Annotated in this window: 12 protein-coding genes and 2 pseudogenes; 8 read left to right on the forward strand and 6 right to left on the reverse strand. The window is 71.9% G+C overall.

Annotation, left to right across the window (positions count from 1 at the left end; translation table 11 throughout):
• Window positions 1-14 precede the first annotated feature (14 nt).
• From ACIOEW_RS11635 to ACIOEW_RS11650, 4 genes are all read right to left on the reverse strand, one after another.
• Complete coding sequence (locus tag ACIOEW_RS11635; protein WP_401963418.1) at window positions 15-1,481, reverse strand: NAD(P)H-hydrate dehydratase; 1,467 nt, start codon at window positions 1,479-1,481, stop codon at window positions 15-17.
• 39 nt (window positions 1,482-1,520) lie between these two features.
• Window positions 1,521-1,889, reverse strand: coding sequence for a holo-ACP synthase (locus ACIOEW_RS11640; RefSeq protein ID WP_362555257.1), 369 nt, complete (start codon window positions 1,887-1,889; stop codon window positions 1,521-1,523).
• A gap of 28 nt (window positions 1,890-1,917) precedes the next feature.
• Entirely contained in the window at window positions 1,918-3,765 is a 1,848-nt protein-coding gene (glmS, locus tag ACIOEW_RS11645) for a glutamine--fructose-6-phosphate transaminase (isomerizing) (RefSeq protein ID WP_362555255.1), read from the reverse strand.
• 118 nt (window positions 3,766-3,883) lie between these two features.
• On the reverse strand, window positions 3,884-5,365 hold the full coding sequence (locus ACIOEW_RS11650; protein ID WP_401963420.1) for an MFS transporter: 1,482 nt from the start codon (window positions 5,363-5,365) through the stop codon (window positions 3,884-3,886).
• Between the two features lie 133 nt (window positions 5,366-5,498).
• Here ACIOEW_RS11650 and ACIOEW_RS11655 point away from each other — a divergent pair, with 133 nt between their 5' ends.
• The 4 genes from ACIOEW_RS11655 to ACIOEW_RS11670 all read left to right on the forward strand — a co-directional run bounded on the left by ACIOEW_RS11655 (window position 5,499) and on the right by ACIOEW_RS11670 (window position 9,150).
• On the forward strand, window positions 5,499-6,485 hold the full coding sequence (locus ACIOEW_RS11655; protein ID WP_401963422.1) for an Lrp/AsnC family transcriptional regulator: 987 nt from the start codon (window positions 5,499-5,501) through the stop codon (window positions 6,483-6,485).
• A gap of 67 nt (window positions 6,486-6,552) precedes the next feature.
• On the forward strand, window positions 6,553-8,007 hold the full coding sequence (locus ACIOEW_RS11660; protein ID WP_401963423.1) for an ATP-binding protein: 1,455 nt from the start codon (window positions 6,553-6,555) through the stop codon (window positions 8,005-8,007).
• Between the two features lie 131 nt (window positions 8,008-8,138).
• Window positions 8,139-8,528 (forward strand): YciI family protein, encoded by a 390-nt coding sequence (locus ACIOEW_RS11665; RefSeq protein WP_401963425.1) that lies wholly within the window; start codon window positions 8,139-8,141, stop codon window positions 8,526-8,528.
• A 193-nt stretch (window positions 8,529-8,721) separates the two neighbouring features.
• Window positions 8,722-9,150 carry a VOC family protein gene (locus ACIOEW_RS11670; protein WP_401963426.1) on the forward strand — a complete coding sequence of 143 codons (429 nt, stop codon included), beginning with the start codon at window positions 8,722-8,724 and terminating at the stop codon, window positions 9,148-9,150.
• Between the two features lie 195 nt (window positions 9,151-9,345).
• Here the strand turns inward: ACIOEW_RS11670 and ACIOEW_RS11675 are convergent.
• Window positions 9,346-9,588 (reverse strand): annotated as a pseudogene (locus tag ACIOEW_RS11675) (helix-turn-helix domain-containing protein); the annotation flags it as partial.
• Window positions 9,589-9,724: 136 nt separating this feature from the next.
• Between ACIOEW_RS11675 and ACIOEW_RS11680 the strand changes: the two are divergent.
• Window positions 9,725-10,230, forward strand: a pseudogene (locus ACIOEW_RS11680) (ATP-binding protein).
• A 247-nt stretch (window positions 10,231-10,477) separates the two neighbouring features.
• Window positions 10,478-11,374, forward strand: coding sequence for a helix-turn-helix domain-containing protein (locus tag ACIOEW_RS11685; RefSeq protein ID WP_401963428.1), 897 nt, complete (start codon window positions 10,478-10,480; stop codon window positions 11,372-11,374).
• On the opposite strand, the gene ACIOEW_RS11690 is transcribed toward ACIOEW_RS11685, so the two are convergent.
• Window positions 11,364-12,287 (reverse strand): LysR substrate-binding domain-containing protein, encoded by a 924-nt coding sequence (locus ACIOEW_RS11690; RefSeq protein ID WP_401963430.1) that lies wholly within the window; start codon window positions 12,285-12,287, stop codon window positions 11,364-11,366. The two genes, ACIOEW_RS11685 and ACIOEW_RS11690, sit on opposite strands and share 11 nt — an antisense overlap.
• A 146-nt stretch (window positions 12,288-12,433) precedes the next feature.
• On the opposite strand from ACIOEW_RS11690, the gene ACIOEW_RS11695 reads away from it, so the two are divergent.
• Together ACIOEW_RS11695 and ACIOEW_RS11700 are read left to right on the forward strand one after the other, a co-directional pair.
• A complete protein-coding gene (locus ACIOEW_RS11695; RefSeq protein WP_401963432.1) occupies window positions 12,434-12,844 on the forward strand; it encodes a nuclear transport factor 2 family protein in 411 nt (136 codons plus the stop codon).
• Between the two features lie 14 nt (window positions 12,845-12,858).
• On the forward strand, window positions 12,859-13,785 hold the full coding sequence (locus ACIOEW_RS11700; protein ID WP_401963433.1) for a zinc-binding dehydrogenase: 927 nt from the start codon (window positions 12,859-12,861) through the stop codon (window positions 13,783-13,785).
• Window positions 13,786-13,822 lie beyond the last annotated feature (37 nt).

Consider the following 13,822-nt stretch of genomic DNA (forward strand, 5'->3'; position numbering starts at 1 on the left):
CGCCTCAGGATCGCTCAGGCCCGTACGTCCCGCCATGCCACCGCGATCGCCTCCGCGACGTCCTGCGCGGCGACCGGGGAGCCGTCGGAGGCGTGCCGGGCGGCCAGGCCGTGGAGGTGGGCGCCGACGGACGCGGCGTCGCGCGGAGCGAGGCCCGCGGCGAGCAGCGAGCCGGTCAGCCCTGAGAGCACGTCGCCGCTGCCCGCGGTGGCCAGCCAGGAGGTGCCGGTCGGGTTGACCCTTACGGGCGTGTGCGGGGCGTCGGTGGCGATCAGGGTCGTCGACCCCTTGAGCAGGACCGTGGCACGGAACCGGGCGGCGAGTTCGCGTACGGCGGCGAGTCGCCCCGCCTCGACCTCCTCGCGCGGTACGCCGAGCAGCGCCGCTGCCTCCCCGGCGTGCGGGGTGAGGACGGTGGGCGCGGTGCGCGCCCGCACGACGGCGGCGTCCAGCAGCCGCAGCCCGTCCGCGTCGACGAGCACGGGCACGTCCGTGGCCAGCACGTCGGAGACCGCCCCGACGGCGTCCGTGCCGTCGCCGAGCCCCGGCCCGACCACCCACGCCTGCACGCGCCCGGCCTTCGACGGCGGGCCCGCGTGGACCAGGGTCTCCGGATGCCGCGCGATCACGGCGTCGGCCCCCGGCCCGACGTAGCGCACGGCCCCCGCCCCGCCGCGCAGCGCCCCGGAGACGGCCAGCACCGCCGCCCCCGGGTATCGGGCCGATCCGGCGACGATCCCGACGACGCCGCGCCGGTACTTGTCGCTCTCCGCGGCGGGCACGGGCAGCAGCGCGGCGACGTCCGCGTACTGGAGCGCCTCCAGATCGGGTACGTCCGGCAGTTCGGCGCCGAGCCCGATGTCGACGAGGTGCAGGGCTCCGGCCCGTTCGGCGGCCGGGTCGACGAGCAGCCCCGGCTTGTACGCGCCGAAGGTGACGGTGGCGTCCGCGTGCACGGCGGCCCCCAGCACCTCGCCGGTGTCGGCCTCGACGCCGCTCGGCAGATCGACGGCGACGACGGGCACCCCGTGGGCCGCGTAGTGCTCCACCACGGCGGCGGCGTCGGGCCGCAGTCCGCCGCGCCCGCCGATGCCGGTGATGCCGTCCACGACGAGGTCGATGTGCCCGCCCCAGTCGCGGTGCGGGGCGACATCGCCGCCGTCCATCACCCGCCCGCCGGCCGCCAGCAACGCCGCGGTCCCGCCCTCGTGGGCCCGGCCGGGCGAGACGCGTACGGCCACGACGCCCGCGCCGCGCCGGGCCAGCCGGGCCCCCGCGTACAGCGCGTCGCCCCCGTTGTCGCCGCTGCCGACGAGGAGGACGACCCGGGAGCCGTAGACGCGGCCGCCGCGCCGCAGCAGATCGGCGCAGGCGGCGGCGAGTCCGGCGGCGGCGCGCTGCATCAGCGCACCCTCCGGGAGCCGTGCCATCAGGGCCTGTTCGGCGGCCCGTACGGTCGAGACGCTGTAAGCGGTACGCATGGCTCCAACGTACGCAGGAATCCGCGCGCACGCGTCGGCTCAGCCCTCCGCGATCACCACCGCCGAGGCGATGCCCGCGTCATGGCTCAGCGACACGTGCCACTGCCGTACGCCCAGTTCCGCGGCGCGCGCGGCGACCGTGCCGCGGACCCGCAGCCGGGGCTGCCCGGTCTCCTCGACGTACACCTCGGCATCCGTCCACAGCAGCCCGCCGGGCGCGCCGAGCGCCTTGGCGAGGGCCTCCTTCGCGGCGAACCGGGCGGCCAGCGAGGCGATCCCGCGCCGCTCACCGCCGGGCAGCAGCAACTCGCTCTCCACGAAAAGGCGTTGAGCCATCTGCGGCGTACGCTCCAGCGCCGCGTCGAACCGCTCGATCTCCGCCACATCGATCCCGACCCCGATGATCACGTACGCACCCTCACTGCTCGCTCACGACTCACTCCACGGTGACGGACTTCGCCAGGTTGCGCGGCTGGTCCACCTCGTTGCCGCGGGCCGTCGCCAGCTCGCAGGCGAAGACCTGCAACGGCACGGTGGCGACCAGCGGCTGAAGCAGAGTAGGCGTTGCGGGGATCCGGATGAGGTGGTCGGCGTACGGAACGACCTCCTCGTCGCCCTCCTCGGCGATGACGACGGTGAGGGCGCCGCGGGCCCGGATCTCCTGGATGTTCGACACGATCTTGCCGTGCAGCACCGAGCGCCCCGCCGGGGACGGCACCACGACGACGACCGGCAGCCCGTCCTCGATGAGCGCGATCGGCCCGTGCTTGAGCTCGCCGGCGGCAAAGCCCTCGGCGTGCATGTACGCGAGCTCCTTGAGTTTCAACGCGCCTTCCAGGGCGACCGGATAGCCGACGTGCCGGCCGAGGAAGAGCACGGTGTCGTGCGAGGCGAGCGACCGGGCCAGCTCACGCACCGGCTCCATCGTCGCCAGGACCCGGTCGACGGACCCGGAGATCTCGGAGAGCTGACGGATGACGGTACGGACCTCGTCGCCCCACTTGGTCCCGCGCACCTGGCCGAGATAGAGGGCGACGAGATAGCAGGCGACGAGCTGGGTCAGGAACGCCTTGGTGGAGGCGACGGCGACCTCGGGACCGGCGTGCGTGTAGAGCACGGCGTCGGACTCGCGGGGGATGGTCGAGCCGTTCGTGTTGCAGATGGCGAGGACCTTCGCGCCCTGTTCGCGGGCGTGCCGCAGCGCCATCAGGGTGTCCATCGTCTCGCCGGACTGCGAGATGGCGATGACGAGGGTGTGCGGGTCAAGGATCGGGTCGCGGTAGCGGAACTCGCTGGCGAGCTCGGTCTCGCACGGGATCCGGGTCCAGTGCTCGATGGCGTACTTGGCGATCATCCCGGCGTGGAACGCGGTCCCGCAGGCGACGATCACCACCTTGTCGACCTCGCGGAGCTCACCCCGCGTGATCCGCACCTCGTCGAGGTGGAGTGTGCCCTCCGGGTCGATCCGGCCGAGGAGGGTGTCGGTGACGGCCTTGGGCTGTTCGGCGATCTCCTTGAGCATGAAGGAGGCGTAGCCGCCCTTCTCGGCGGCGGAGGCGTCCCAGTCCACGTGGTACGCACGCACCTCGGCGGGCTCCCCGTCGAACCCGGTGACGACGACCCCCTCCCGCCGCAGCTCGACCACCTGGTCCTGGCCGAGCTCGATCGCGGAGCGGGTGTGGGCGATGAACGCGGCGACGTCGGAGGCGAGGAAGGCCTCGCCGTCGCCCACCCCGACGACGAGCGGCGAGTTCCGCCGGGCCCCGACCACCACGTCGGGCGCGTCCGCGAACACGGCGACGAGCGTGAACGCACCTTCGAGGCGCCGGCAGACCTGCCGCATCGCTTCCGCCGGGTCCGCGCTCTGCGAGAACGCCTCGGCGAGGAGGTGGGCGACGACCTCGGTGTCGGTCTCGGAGAGCAGGTCGTGGCCGCGCCGGCCGAGCTCGGCGCGCAGGGCGGCGAAGTTCTCGATGATCCCGTTGTGGACGACGGCGACGCGTCCGGCGTTGTCGAGGTGCGGGTGGGCGTTGACATCGGTGGGGCCGCCGTGGGTGGCCCACCGGGTGTGCCCGATCCCGGCGCTCCCGGCCGGCAGCGGCCGCTCGACCAGCACCTTCTCCAGGTTGACGAGCTTCCCGGCCTTCTTGGCGGCGGCCAGCCCCCCGTCGGCGAGGATCGCGATCCCGGCGGAGTCGTACCCCCGGTACTCCAGCCGTTTGAGACCGGCGACGACGACGTCCTGCGCCGACTGCCCACCGACGTAACCCACGATTCCGCACATAGTGGTCCTTTCCTGGTCACCAGCCCCTGTTCTTCGCATAGTCGCAGAAGCAACCACTATTTCAAGCCCACCAACCAGGCCGGTCGGGCACTTCGAGCCCGTCGGGCCCGGCCCCCATCTACCGCGCGGGCACCCGCGACGCCTCCGGCACCGGGCGCCCGGCACCCTTCGGGGCTCCCTTCACCAGCACCAGCACCGCCACCCCGGCGACCATCCCCACCACTCCGGCCACCACGGCCGCGGTGTTCAGCCCCGACGCGAACGCCGCCCGCAGCGCCTGCTCCGGCACCCCCGCCGCCCGCAGCCCCGGCGCACCGCCGCCCGCGAGGGCGTGGGACCGCCCCTCGCTCAGCGTCTCCCCCATCCGGGAGGTCAGCACCGTCCCGAACACCGCCACCCCGAAGGCGTACCCGAGCTGCCGGAAGGTGTTGACCGCGCCGCCCGCCATGCCCGCCCGCTCCGGCTCCACCGCCGCGAGCGCGGCGCCCGCGAGGGCCGGGGACACCAGCCCGGTGCCGATGCCCGCGACCACGAGCCCCGGCAGCAGCGCCGGCCACGAGGAGCCCGCGCCGAGGACCGCCTGGCCGAGTGTGCCGACACCGATCAGGGCGAGCCCGACGCCGATGGTCAGCCTCGGCTGCACCCCGTGCAGCAGCCGCCCGCCGACGGCCGCCACCACGAACGCCGTCGCGGCCAGCGGCAGGAGCGCCAGGCCGCCCTGGACGGGGCTGAGCCCGAGCACGGTCTGCAGCCAGATCGAGGTGTACGGCAGTACGGCGAAGGCCGCCATGTTGTACGCGAGCGCCCCGGCCATCACGCCGGTGAACGCGGACTTCCGGAACAACGACAGCTCCAGCAACGGGTGTTCGACGCGCCGTTCGACGAACACGAAGCAGAGCAGGGCGAGCACGGCGATCCCGAACGTAGCGAGCGTGCGCCCCGACGTCCATCCCAGGCTCCCCGCCCGTACGACGGCGTACGTCGCCGCCGCCGCGAACACCGCGAAGCTCGCGGTCCCCGCCCAGTCGATCCGCCGGCCCCGTGCACCGCGCGACTCGGGCACCGTCCGGGCCGTCAGCCAGACCGCGGCGACACTGACCGGAAGGTTCACGAAGAAGATCCAGCGCCACCCGGGCCCCTCGGTCAGCAGTCCGCCGACCACCGGCCCGATCGCTGCGGCGCCCCCGCTCACCGCGCCCCACAGCCCGAGCGCGACGGACCGCTCCCTGCCCTGGTAGACGGAGGCGAGCAACGGCAGCGTGGTCGCGAACATCGCGGCCGCGCCCACCCCTTGGACCCCGCGCGCGGCCACCAGCAGCGCGGGCGACGAGGCGAGCCCGCAGGCCAGCGAAGCGACGGCGAAGAGCACGACGCCCGCGACATGGACCCGGCGCCGCCCGAGCAGATCGGCGGCGGCCCCGATGCCCAGGAGCAGCGCGGCGAGCGCGAGCGCGTAGCCGTCGATGACCCACTGCAGATCGGAGAGCGACGCTTCCAGCGCCCGTGCCATGTCGGGCAGCGCCACGATGACGATCGTGACGTCGAGCAGCAGCATGAACGTTCCCAGACAGACCGCGGTGAGCGGCCCCCACTTGCGCATGTGTTTCTCCCTGTACGCCTGTACGGCTTCGGTGTGGCCGGCGACCACTCCCGTACGATCGGAGAGGTGCGGCCGAAACCACCGGCCGGAGGCCATCAAGCGCCGGAATTCGACATGAACGAGGCAAGCACCCATGGAATCCGACACCGTGGGCGACGCCCTCGACCTCCAGATCCTGCACGCGCTGGAGCTGGACGCCCGCGCCCCGTTCAGCCGGATCGCGACCGTGCTCGGCGTCTCCGACCAGACCGTGGCCCGCCGCTTCCGCCGGCTGCGCTCCGAGGCGGACCTCCGGGTCGTCGGGGTCCGCTGCGCGGCCGCCGAGGACTCGCTCGACCACTGGCTGCTGCGCGTGCGCTGCGCGCCCGAGGGCGCGACAGCCATCGCCGAAGCCCTGGCCAAGCGCCCGGACACGGCGTGGATCGGCCTCACTTCGGGCGGCACGGAGGTGACCTGCACGGCGAACGTCCGCTCCCGGGACGACGCGGACGACCTGCTCCTCGGCAAGCTGCCGCGTACCCCGCACATCGTCGACATCCGCGCCCACCAGCTGCTGCACCGCTTCTACGGCGGCCCGTCCGGCTGGCTCCACAAGAGCGGCGCGCTCTCCCCCGGCCAGGCAGCCGCCCTCACCGCCACCACACCCCTCCCGGACCACCCCGGCCCGGCCGTCATCACCGCCGAGGACGAACCGCTGGTCGCCGCCCTGGAGGCGGACGGCCGGGCCACGTACCCCGAACTCCAGAAGGCGACGGGCCGCTCCGAATCCGCGGTGAGACGCCGCATGGACCGGCTCGTGGCCTCGGGCGCGCTCTACGTGGACGTCGAGTTCGACGCCGCCCCCTTCGGCTTCCGCCACCCGACCATGCTGTGCATCACCGCCGCACCGCGCGCCCTCCACACGGTGGGCGAGGCGCTCGCCACCCACCCGGAGGTCGCCTACGCGGCGGCGACCACGGGCCCGTCCAACCTGGTGGCGGTGGTGATCACCCGCGACACGGGCCACCTGTACCGCTACCTGAGCGAACACCTGGGCGCGCTGGAGGGCGTCGAGCACGTGGAATCGATGCCGTTCCTGCGGCGCGTCAAGCAGCTGACGTACCGGCCGTTCCGGGGGTAGCCCGAGGCGACGAGCGGTAAAGTAGGAACGGCTCATACTTTGAGCCATTCCTACTTCAGGAGAGCCCGTGGCCTTCACCGGACGCACCCGTGAGCTGCGCATCCTCGGAGCATGGCTGGAGCGCGTCGTCTCGGCGACCGGCGGCAGCGCCGGGCAGGCACTGGTGATCAAGGGCCGACGGCGGATCGGCAAGACGCGGCTCGTACAGGAGTTCTGCGCACGGTCCGGGCAGCCGTACGTCTTCTTCCAGGCGACCCGAAGTCAGCCTGCTCCCCTCGCACGGCGTGCGCTGTTCGACGCCGTCGCCGGTGGCCAGGGGATGCGGGACCACGGATCGGCGCTGGAACACGCCGCCGCCCCCGAGGACTGGGTCCGGACGCTGGCCGCCGTCGCGGCCGCCCTGCCCGCGGACGAGCCGGTGATTCTCGTACTGGACGAAGTCCCCTGGCTGTCGGAGTCGGACCCGGGGTTCGACGCGGCACTCAAGACGGCGTGGGACATGCACCTGTCCACGAAACCGGTGCTCCTGCTGCTGCTCGGATCCGATATGGCGATGATGGACCGGCTGACGTCGTACGACCATCCGTTCTACGGTCGGGCCGGCCAGTACACGGTGGGGCCGCTCAGTCCTGCCGACGTACAGGACTCCACGGGGCTGGATGCCGCGGCAGCACTCGACGCCTATCTCGTCACCGGGGGCTTCCCCGAAGTCGTGACCGGCTGGCGGACCGGGGAATCAGTCGCCGGATATCTGGACCGCCAGGTGGAGGACCCCTCATCGGTCCTGCTCACGACGGGTGAGCGATCCCTCGCGGCGGAGTTTCCCGCTCGCCTCCAGGCAGGCCGGGTGCTCCGGGCGATCGGCTCCGGCGAGCGGACGTTCTCCGGTATCGCGGCAAGCACGGGGGGCGCCGACGGGCGCGCCCTGGCACACGGCACGCTCGCCCCGATACTGACCGAACTCACCGAGGCGAAGCGGATCGTGGCCGCCGATCTCCCCCTGTCCACACGTGCGGCCCCCAAGCTCAAGCGCTACCGCATCGCGGACACCTATCTGCGCTTCTGGCTCGCACATCTGGAGGACGCCGTCGCGCAGGCGGAGAGAGGCAGGGGCGAGGTCTCAGCCGCACGTATTCAGCGTTCCTGGCCGTCGTGGCGGGGACGCGCGGTGGAGCCGGTGATCAGGGAGTCACTCGCCCGCCGGATCCCCGACGGCCTCTTCCCCGAGGCCGTCGAGGTCGGTGGCTGGTGGAACAGGCAGAACAACCCCGAAGTCGACCTCATCGGCGCGGACAGCCGGCCCGTGGCGCGCCGCGTGTCCTTCGTGGGGTCGGTGAAGTGGCGCGACGAGACACCGTTCGGGACACGCGATCTCGCCGAACTCGTCGCCTCCGCACAGCAGGTACCGGGGGCGGAGGCTGCCGCGCTGGTCGCCGTCAGCCGTCGACCTCCGACGGGCGCGGCTGCCGAGGGACTGACCGCGCACTGGGGACCGGAGGACGTCATCGCCGCGTGGCGATGACCGACAAGCGCCTCCGGACCGGGAAAAGAATCTTCGAGGATCTTCACTAACGATGTAGAGAATCGCCCGTCGGCCCCGTTCGTGGGGTGGGAGCGTCGCAAGGGCGCTGCGCACACCACCGAGGAGTTCTCATGCCGAAGTTCATGCTGTTGGTCAACCACGACGGCGGAGTGTTCGACGAGCCGATGGACACATGGGCGCCCGGCGACATCGCGGCGCACTTCAACTACTACGAGGCCCTCTCGAAGGAGCTGACCGAGAGCGGCGAGATGGTCTCCTTCACCGCCCTCGCGGACCCGAGCCAGGCCAGGATCGTCCGGGCGGACGGCGCGGCGGCCCCGATGGTGACCGACGGTCCGTACGCCGAGTTCAAGGAGTTCCTGGCCGGGTTCAACATCTTCGACGTCGAGTCCGAGGCACGAGCCCTGGAGATCGCCGCCCGCATCTCCGCGGTCCCCGGCCCCGGTGGCGTACCGACCCAGCAGCCCGTCGAGGTCCGCCAGGTGATGGTCGACCACTGAGCCGGGCCGGACCCCGTCAGCAGGTGGAAAATTTGGTTGAGGTTCGGATGATCGCGTGGCAGGCTCGCCCGCCTTGACCGAGATCACCACGTTGCACGACGACAGGGGGCCATCGATGCATCCCTGGTGGCGCGTCCGCATCTCCACGCGTCGTGGACATCCGGGGTCTCGTTGACCAGCACGTGGAGGGCCGATGGCATCGATCAGGCAGTTCCAAGTCACCTTCGACTGCGCGGAGCCCGAGCGCCTCGCTCGCTTCTGGTGCGAGGTGTTGGGATACGTCGTACCGCCCCCACCGGACGGGTTTGCCACGTGGGACGAATTCAAGCTCTCGCTGCCACCTGAGCAGCGGGACGCGTGGTTCGCCTGTATCGATCCGTCAGGGGTGGGCCCGCGCCTGTACTTCCAGCGCGTCCCCGAAGGGAAGGCCGCCAAGAACCGTCTGCATCTCGACGTGCGGGTCGGCACCGGACTCGTGGGCGAGGAACGGCTCGCCGTACTTGAGGCCGAGTGCGCACGTCTGGTCCCGCTCGGCGCGGTACACCTGCAAACGCTGTATGACGGTACTGATTCCTGCATCCCGATGCAGGACATCGAGGGCAACGAGTTCTGCATCGACTGAGGAGCCGCGAACGCACCGCCCTTCCCCTGTCCCCGTGGGCCGACACGAAGAACCGCCCCGCGCGGTGGGGTTACGGGTCACGAGTCGGCTGCATCCAGGACCTGCGGCGCGAAGGTGCGCGGCAGGTCCTGGGGGCGTGCGCGGACTGTGTACCGGTCAGTTGGCCGATGCGTACGAGACGAAGTCGGCCCAGGCGCCCGCGCCCACCGCCTCGTCCGTACGGTCCAGGAACTCCGGCTTCGGAATCCGCGTCCCGGCCTCCACCTTGTAGACGAGGTTCTCCCCGTATCCGATCACCTCACCGAGCTCCGCAGCGCGTAACCCCGCCGCCTCTCGCCAGAGCCGGATCTGCCGGCCCACCGCCGCGATCACCGCACCCGAATCATCTTCGGGTGCGACGTCCCACCCTGAGCCGTCCGTACCGTCGTTGACACCCATACGCCACCCGCCTCCACCCGTGACCGGCACCCGACCGCTGTACGCGTGGGACAGGTCCGTACAGCCGCTGGACAGTCACCGTCCGTACACGTGTCGATGCTGTTCAGGGTAGGCGCGGGCGGCCACGCTGAGTGACGTGAACCGAGAAATCACCCAACCGCGTGCCCGCAGCGGCCAGTTCGCCGTACAGCTCTCCGCGACCCGTCGGGGCGCCCGGCTCGCCCGGCTGCTGGCCACCGAGCAGCTCCGTTCCTGGGGCCTGCCGCTGGACGACGCGAGCCATGTCGTCGCCGAACTGGCGGCCAATGCGGCGCTGCACGGATACGTACCCGGGCGGGACTTCCGCGTCCTGCTGACGGTCGACGGGGACACGCTGCGTATCGAGGTGGCGGATGCGCGCGGGGACCAACTGCCCCGCGTCCAGGAGGCCGGGCCGAACCGTCCGAGTGCGGGCGCGGGTTGCTGCTCGTCGAGGCACTGGCCACACGCTGGGGCATCGAAAACGGGCCGTTCCCGCGCAAGACCGTCTGGGCGGAGATCGCGCTCACCGGGTCGGGAAACCACGACCCGGTGAGCCGCGACGCGATGAAGTACGACGCGGTCGACCGCGACGCGGCGGCTCACGACGTAAAAGGCTTTTAAGTCCTTTGAGAAGAAGAAACCAACCAAGCCCAACCCCACCCGGGTGGACCTCAGCAGGCCCCCCGCTCACCCGCGAGCGCGTCGCGAGCGCCCGTCACTCGCACGGGTGAGGTTGGCCAACAGGGCTGGATTCCGCCCCGGTTGCCTGGCATATGCTCACGAAACCGAACTTCAGACTGTGACGGCCCCCGCCGGGATTGGCATCCCGAGCGAGGGCCTGACCACCGAGGAAGAGGAAAGCTTCCCGATGGATACCCAGCAGGATATCTCCCCCTCCCGCGCGCCCTCCCGTGCCCCGTCCGGCGGCGTCGTCCACGTGAAGGTGCGCCACAGCAGCCACTTCACGGTCATCGGCAACCACCTCGCCCAGCACCACGAGCTCTCGCTCATCGCGATCGGCCTCGCCACGCACATCCAGTCGCTGCCCGCCGGGGCGAAGGTCGGCATCAAGTGCCTGGTCGAGCGCTTCCCGGAGAGCGAGGCCCGTATCGCCGGAGCGCTGCGCGAACTCGAATCGCACGGCTACCTCAAGCGCACCCGCGAACGTCTCCCGTCCGGCCGCGTCGTCACCCGCACGACCTCGTTCAACCAGCCCTGCACGGCAACGCAAACGGCCCGCCCGGCGGTGAAGTCAGGAGCGAAGCGGGCGCCTACAGCACCTGAAAAGGCCCCGAGAACCGCCCACATCGCTCTCGACTCGACGCCGCCCTCGTTGACGCCCGAGCCCCCGTCGGCGCCGCCGAGGCCGACCCCGCCCCTCCCCCTGCCGGAGACGCCGAGTCCCGAGCTGGACCGGACGGCCTCGGCGCTCCTGGTCGCCCTGAACCACCGGGCGACCGCGTTCGACCTCTCCGAGGACGACGTCCAAACGCTCACCCCCGCCATCGCCGCCTGGCTCGAACGCAAGGCCACCCCCGCCGCCATCAGGCAAGTGCTCACGACGGACCTGCCCGTGCCCCTGAAGTACCCGGTCAAGTTCCTCGGGCACAGGCTGACCAAACAGCTCCCGCCGCCGCTCCCGCCCACCGGCCGGTCCCCGCTCTACGACCCGCTGCAGAACTGCGACGGCTGCGAACGCGCCTTCAGAGCCCCGGAACCGGGGAACTGCGCCGAGTGCCGGTGGGAGCTCGCCGCTACGGCCTAGCCGCCGCGTCCGGCGACCGCAGCCAGCCGCCCGAACGAGCCGTCTCGCGGGCCGTACGAAGGAGTTGGGCCACGACGGGTCGTGCACCCCGCCCCCTCGTCAGAAGGTGCAGCTCGATGACGGCTCCCCCGGACAACGGCCTCCACACCAGGCCTGCGGGAAGGCTCGACGCGGCCGAACCGCCGACCACGGAGACCGCGTCGCCGCGCACCACCGGGGTGTGACCGGCGTCGAACGACAGCGGGCGCAGCATCAGTTCCGGGTGGACGCCGACCCGGTCCAGGATTCCGGTGATCGCGTCGTAGTGGCCGGGGTTGGCCTCGCGGGGGTGGACGAGGAGGGTCTCGGCGGTGAGAGCGGCGGGGTCGATGACGGATTCGGTTGCGAGGCGGTGTCCGGCGGCCATGAGGACGCCCTGCGGCTCCAGCCGCACGAGCGTCCGCACCAGCTCGGGAGTGGGCGGCGGGCAGCGGACGAGGCCGGCGTCGAGGGTGCCGTCGGCGACCGCGGCCAGGATCTCGGCGGTGGGGAGCAGGCGCGTGGTGACGGTGAGGCCCGGCAGCCGTCCGGCCAGGGCGGCGAGGAGTGCGGGGGCCGTCTCGTAACTCGTACTCATGCTGTACCCGAAGGCCAGCGTGCCGTGCTCGCCTTCGGCGAAGCCGCGTACGTCGCGCCAGAGCCGGTCGGCGTCCTCGCAGAGTGCGGTGCCTCGCTCCATCAACACCCTTCCCGCTTCGGTCGGTTCGACGGAGTGGGTGGTGCGGTCGAGGAGCTGGACGCCCAACTCCTTCTCCAGTTCGCGTATCTGCCTGCTCAGGGCGGGCTGGGCGATGTGGAGGCGCTCGGCGGCGCGGGTGAAGTTGCGTTCCCCGGCCACGGCCAGGAAGTAGCGCAGGCGCCGCAGTTCTGACATGCGCAGCAGCATACGAGCCCCGGCTGACCAGCGGTGATGCCGACCGGTTCTGGACCGATCGAGAACAGGTCTTTCCCTGTCCGGACCTCCCCTTCCTAGCCTTCAGGAATCAGAGCGCAGAAGCCGCAGGAAGGGCCACCGCAATCATGGAAACCACCCCCACCCCCACCCCCAAGGACGTCGTCCTCGACTACATGCACACGCTTGCCGCGGGTGACATGGACCGGCTGCGGGCGTTCTTCGACGCCGACGTCACCTGGACGCTCGCCGGGGACCTGCCGGTGTCGGGCACGTGGACCGGGCCGGACGAGATCTTCGACGAGTTCGTGGCGCAGATGGCCGCCCGGCTGGTGCCGGAGTCGCTGGAGATCGAGTTCGAGGGCGTGATCGCGGAGGGTGAGCGCGTCCTGGCGGAATGGAACACGCGGGGTCTGACCCGGAAGGGGGCCAGGTACGACCAGCACTGCCTGGCCGTGTTCACGGTACGGAGCGGCCGCATCGCCTCGGTCCGCGAGCACTTCGACACGCTGCACGCCCAGACCGTCGTCTTCGCGTGAGGAAGGGGCATCCGATGAGAGCGGTGATCCCCACGACCGATGGCCTGGTCCTCCTGGGCGAGGCTCCGGAGCCCGATCCGGCTGCCGAGGAAGTACTGGTCGCGGTGGAGGCGTACTCGGTCAACCGGGGCGAGACGTTCCAGCTGGACGGGCACCTGGACCGGCGGTGGGCGGGCTGGCGGCCCGGCAAGGATGTCGCCGGCACGGTCGTACGGGCCGCGGCCGACGGCACGGGCCCGGCGGCGGGCACCCGTGTGGTGGCCCACCCGCCCGCGTACGGCTGGGCTGAGCGCGTCGCGGTACCCGTCCACAGCATCGCCGAACTCCCGGACAGCATCGACGCGGTGACCGCGGCGGCCCTCCCCCTGGCGGGCATCACCGCGCTCCGGCTGCTCCGGGCGGCGGGCCCGGTGGCGGGCCGGCGGCTGCTGATCACCGGGGCGAGCGGGGGCGTCGGCCACTACGTCACGGAGCTGGCGGCGTCCTCGGGCGCGGCGGTGACGGCGGTCAGTGCGACGCCGGAGCGCGGGGCGAGACTGCTGGACCTGGGCGCTTCCGCCGTAGTGACGTCAACGGACGAGGTACGGGGTCCGTACGACATCGTCCTGGAGTCGGTGGGAGGCGACTCCATGCCCGCCGCCCTGGCCCGGCTGGCCCCGGGCGGGCTGCTGGTCTGGTTCGGCCAGGCGAGCCGTACGCCGGTGACGCTGGACTTCTTCGACTTCTTCAAGGGCCCGGCCCAGGCCCGTATCGCCCACTTCGACTACACCCGCGCGGACACGACGTACGCCGACGACCTCACCACGCTGGTCCGGCTGGTGGCCGGCGGGCGGCTGCACCCGGAGATCGGCTCGGTCCGGGACTGGTCGCGGACCGGCGAGGTCATCGCGGACATCCGGGGGCGGCGGGTGCGGGGGAACGCGGTGCTGACGGTGGGGTGAGTGGGGGCAGGCCCGCATAGGCGCCAGGGGGCTCGGC

It is taken from the genome of Streptomyces sp. NPDC087901 (assembly GCF_044742205.1).
In the GTDB taxonomy this organism is placed as follows: domain Bacteria; phylum Actinomycetota; class Actinomycetes; order Streptomycetales; family Streptomycetaceae; genus Streptomyces.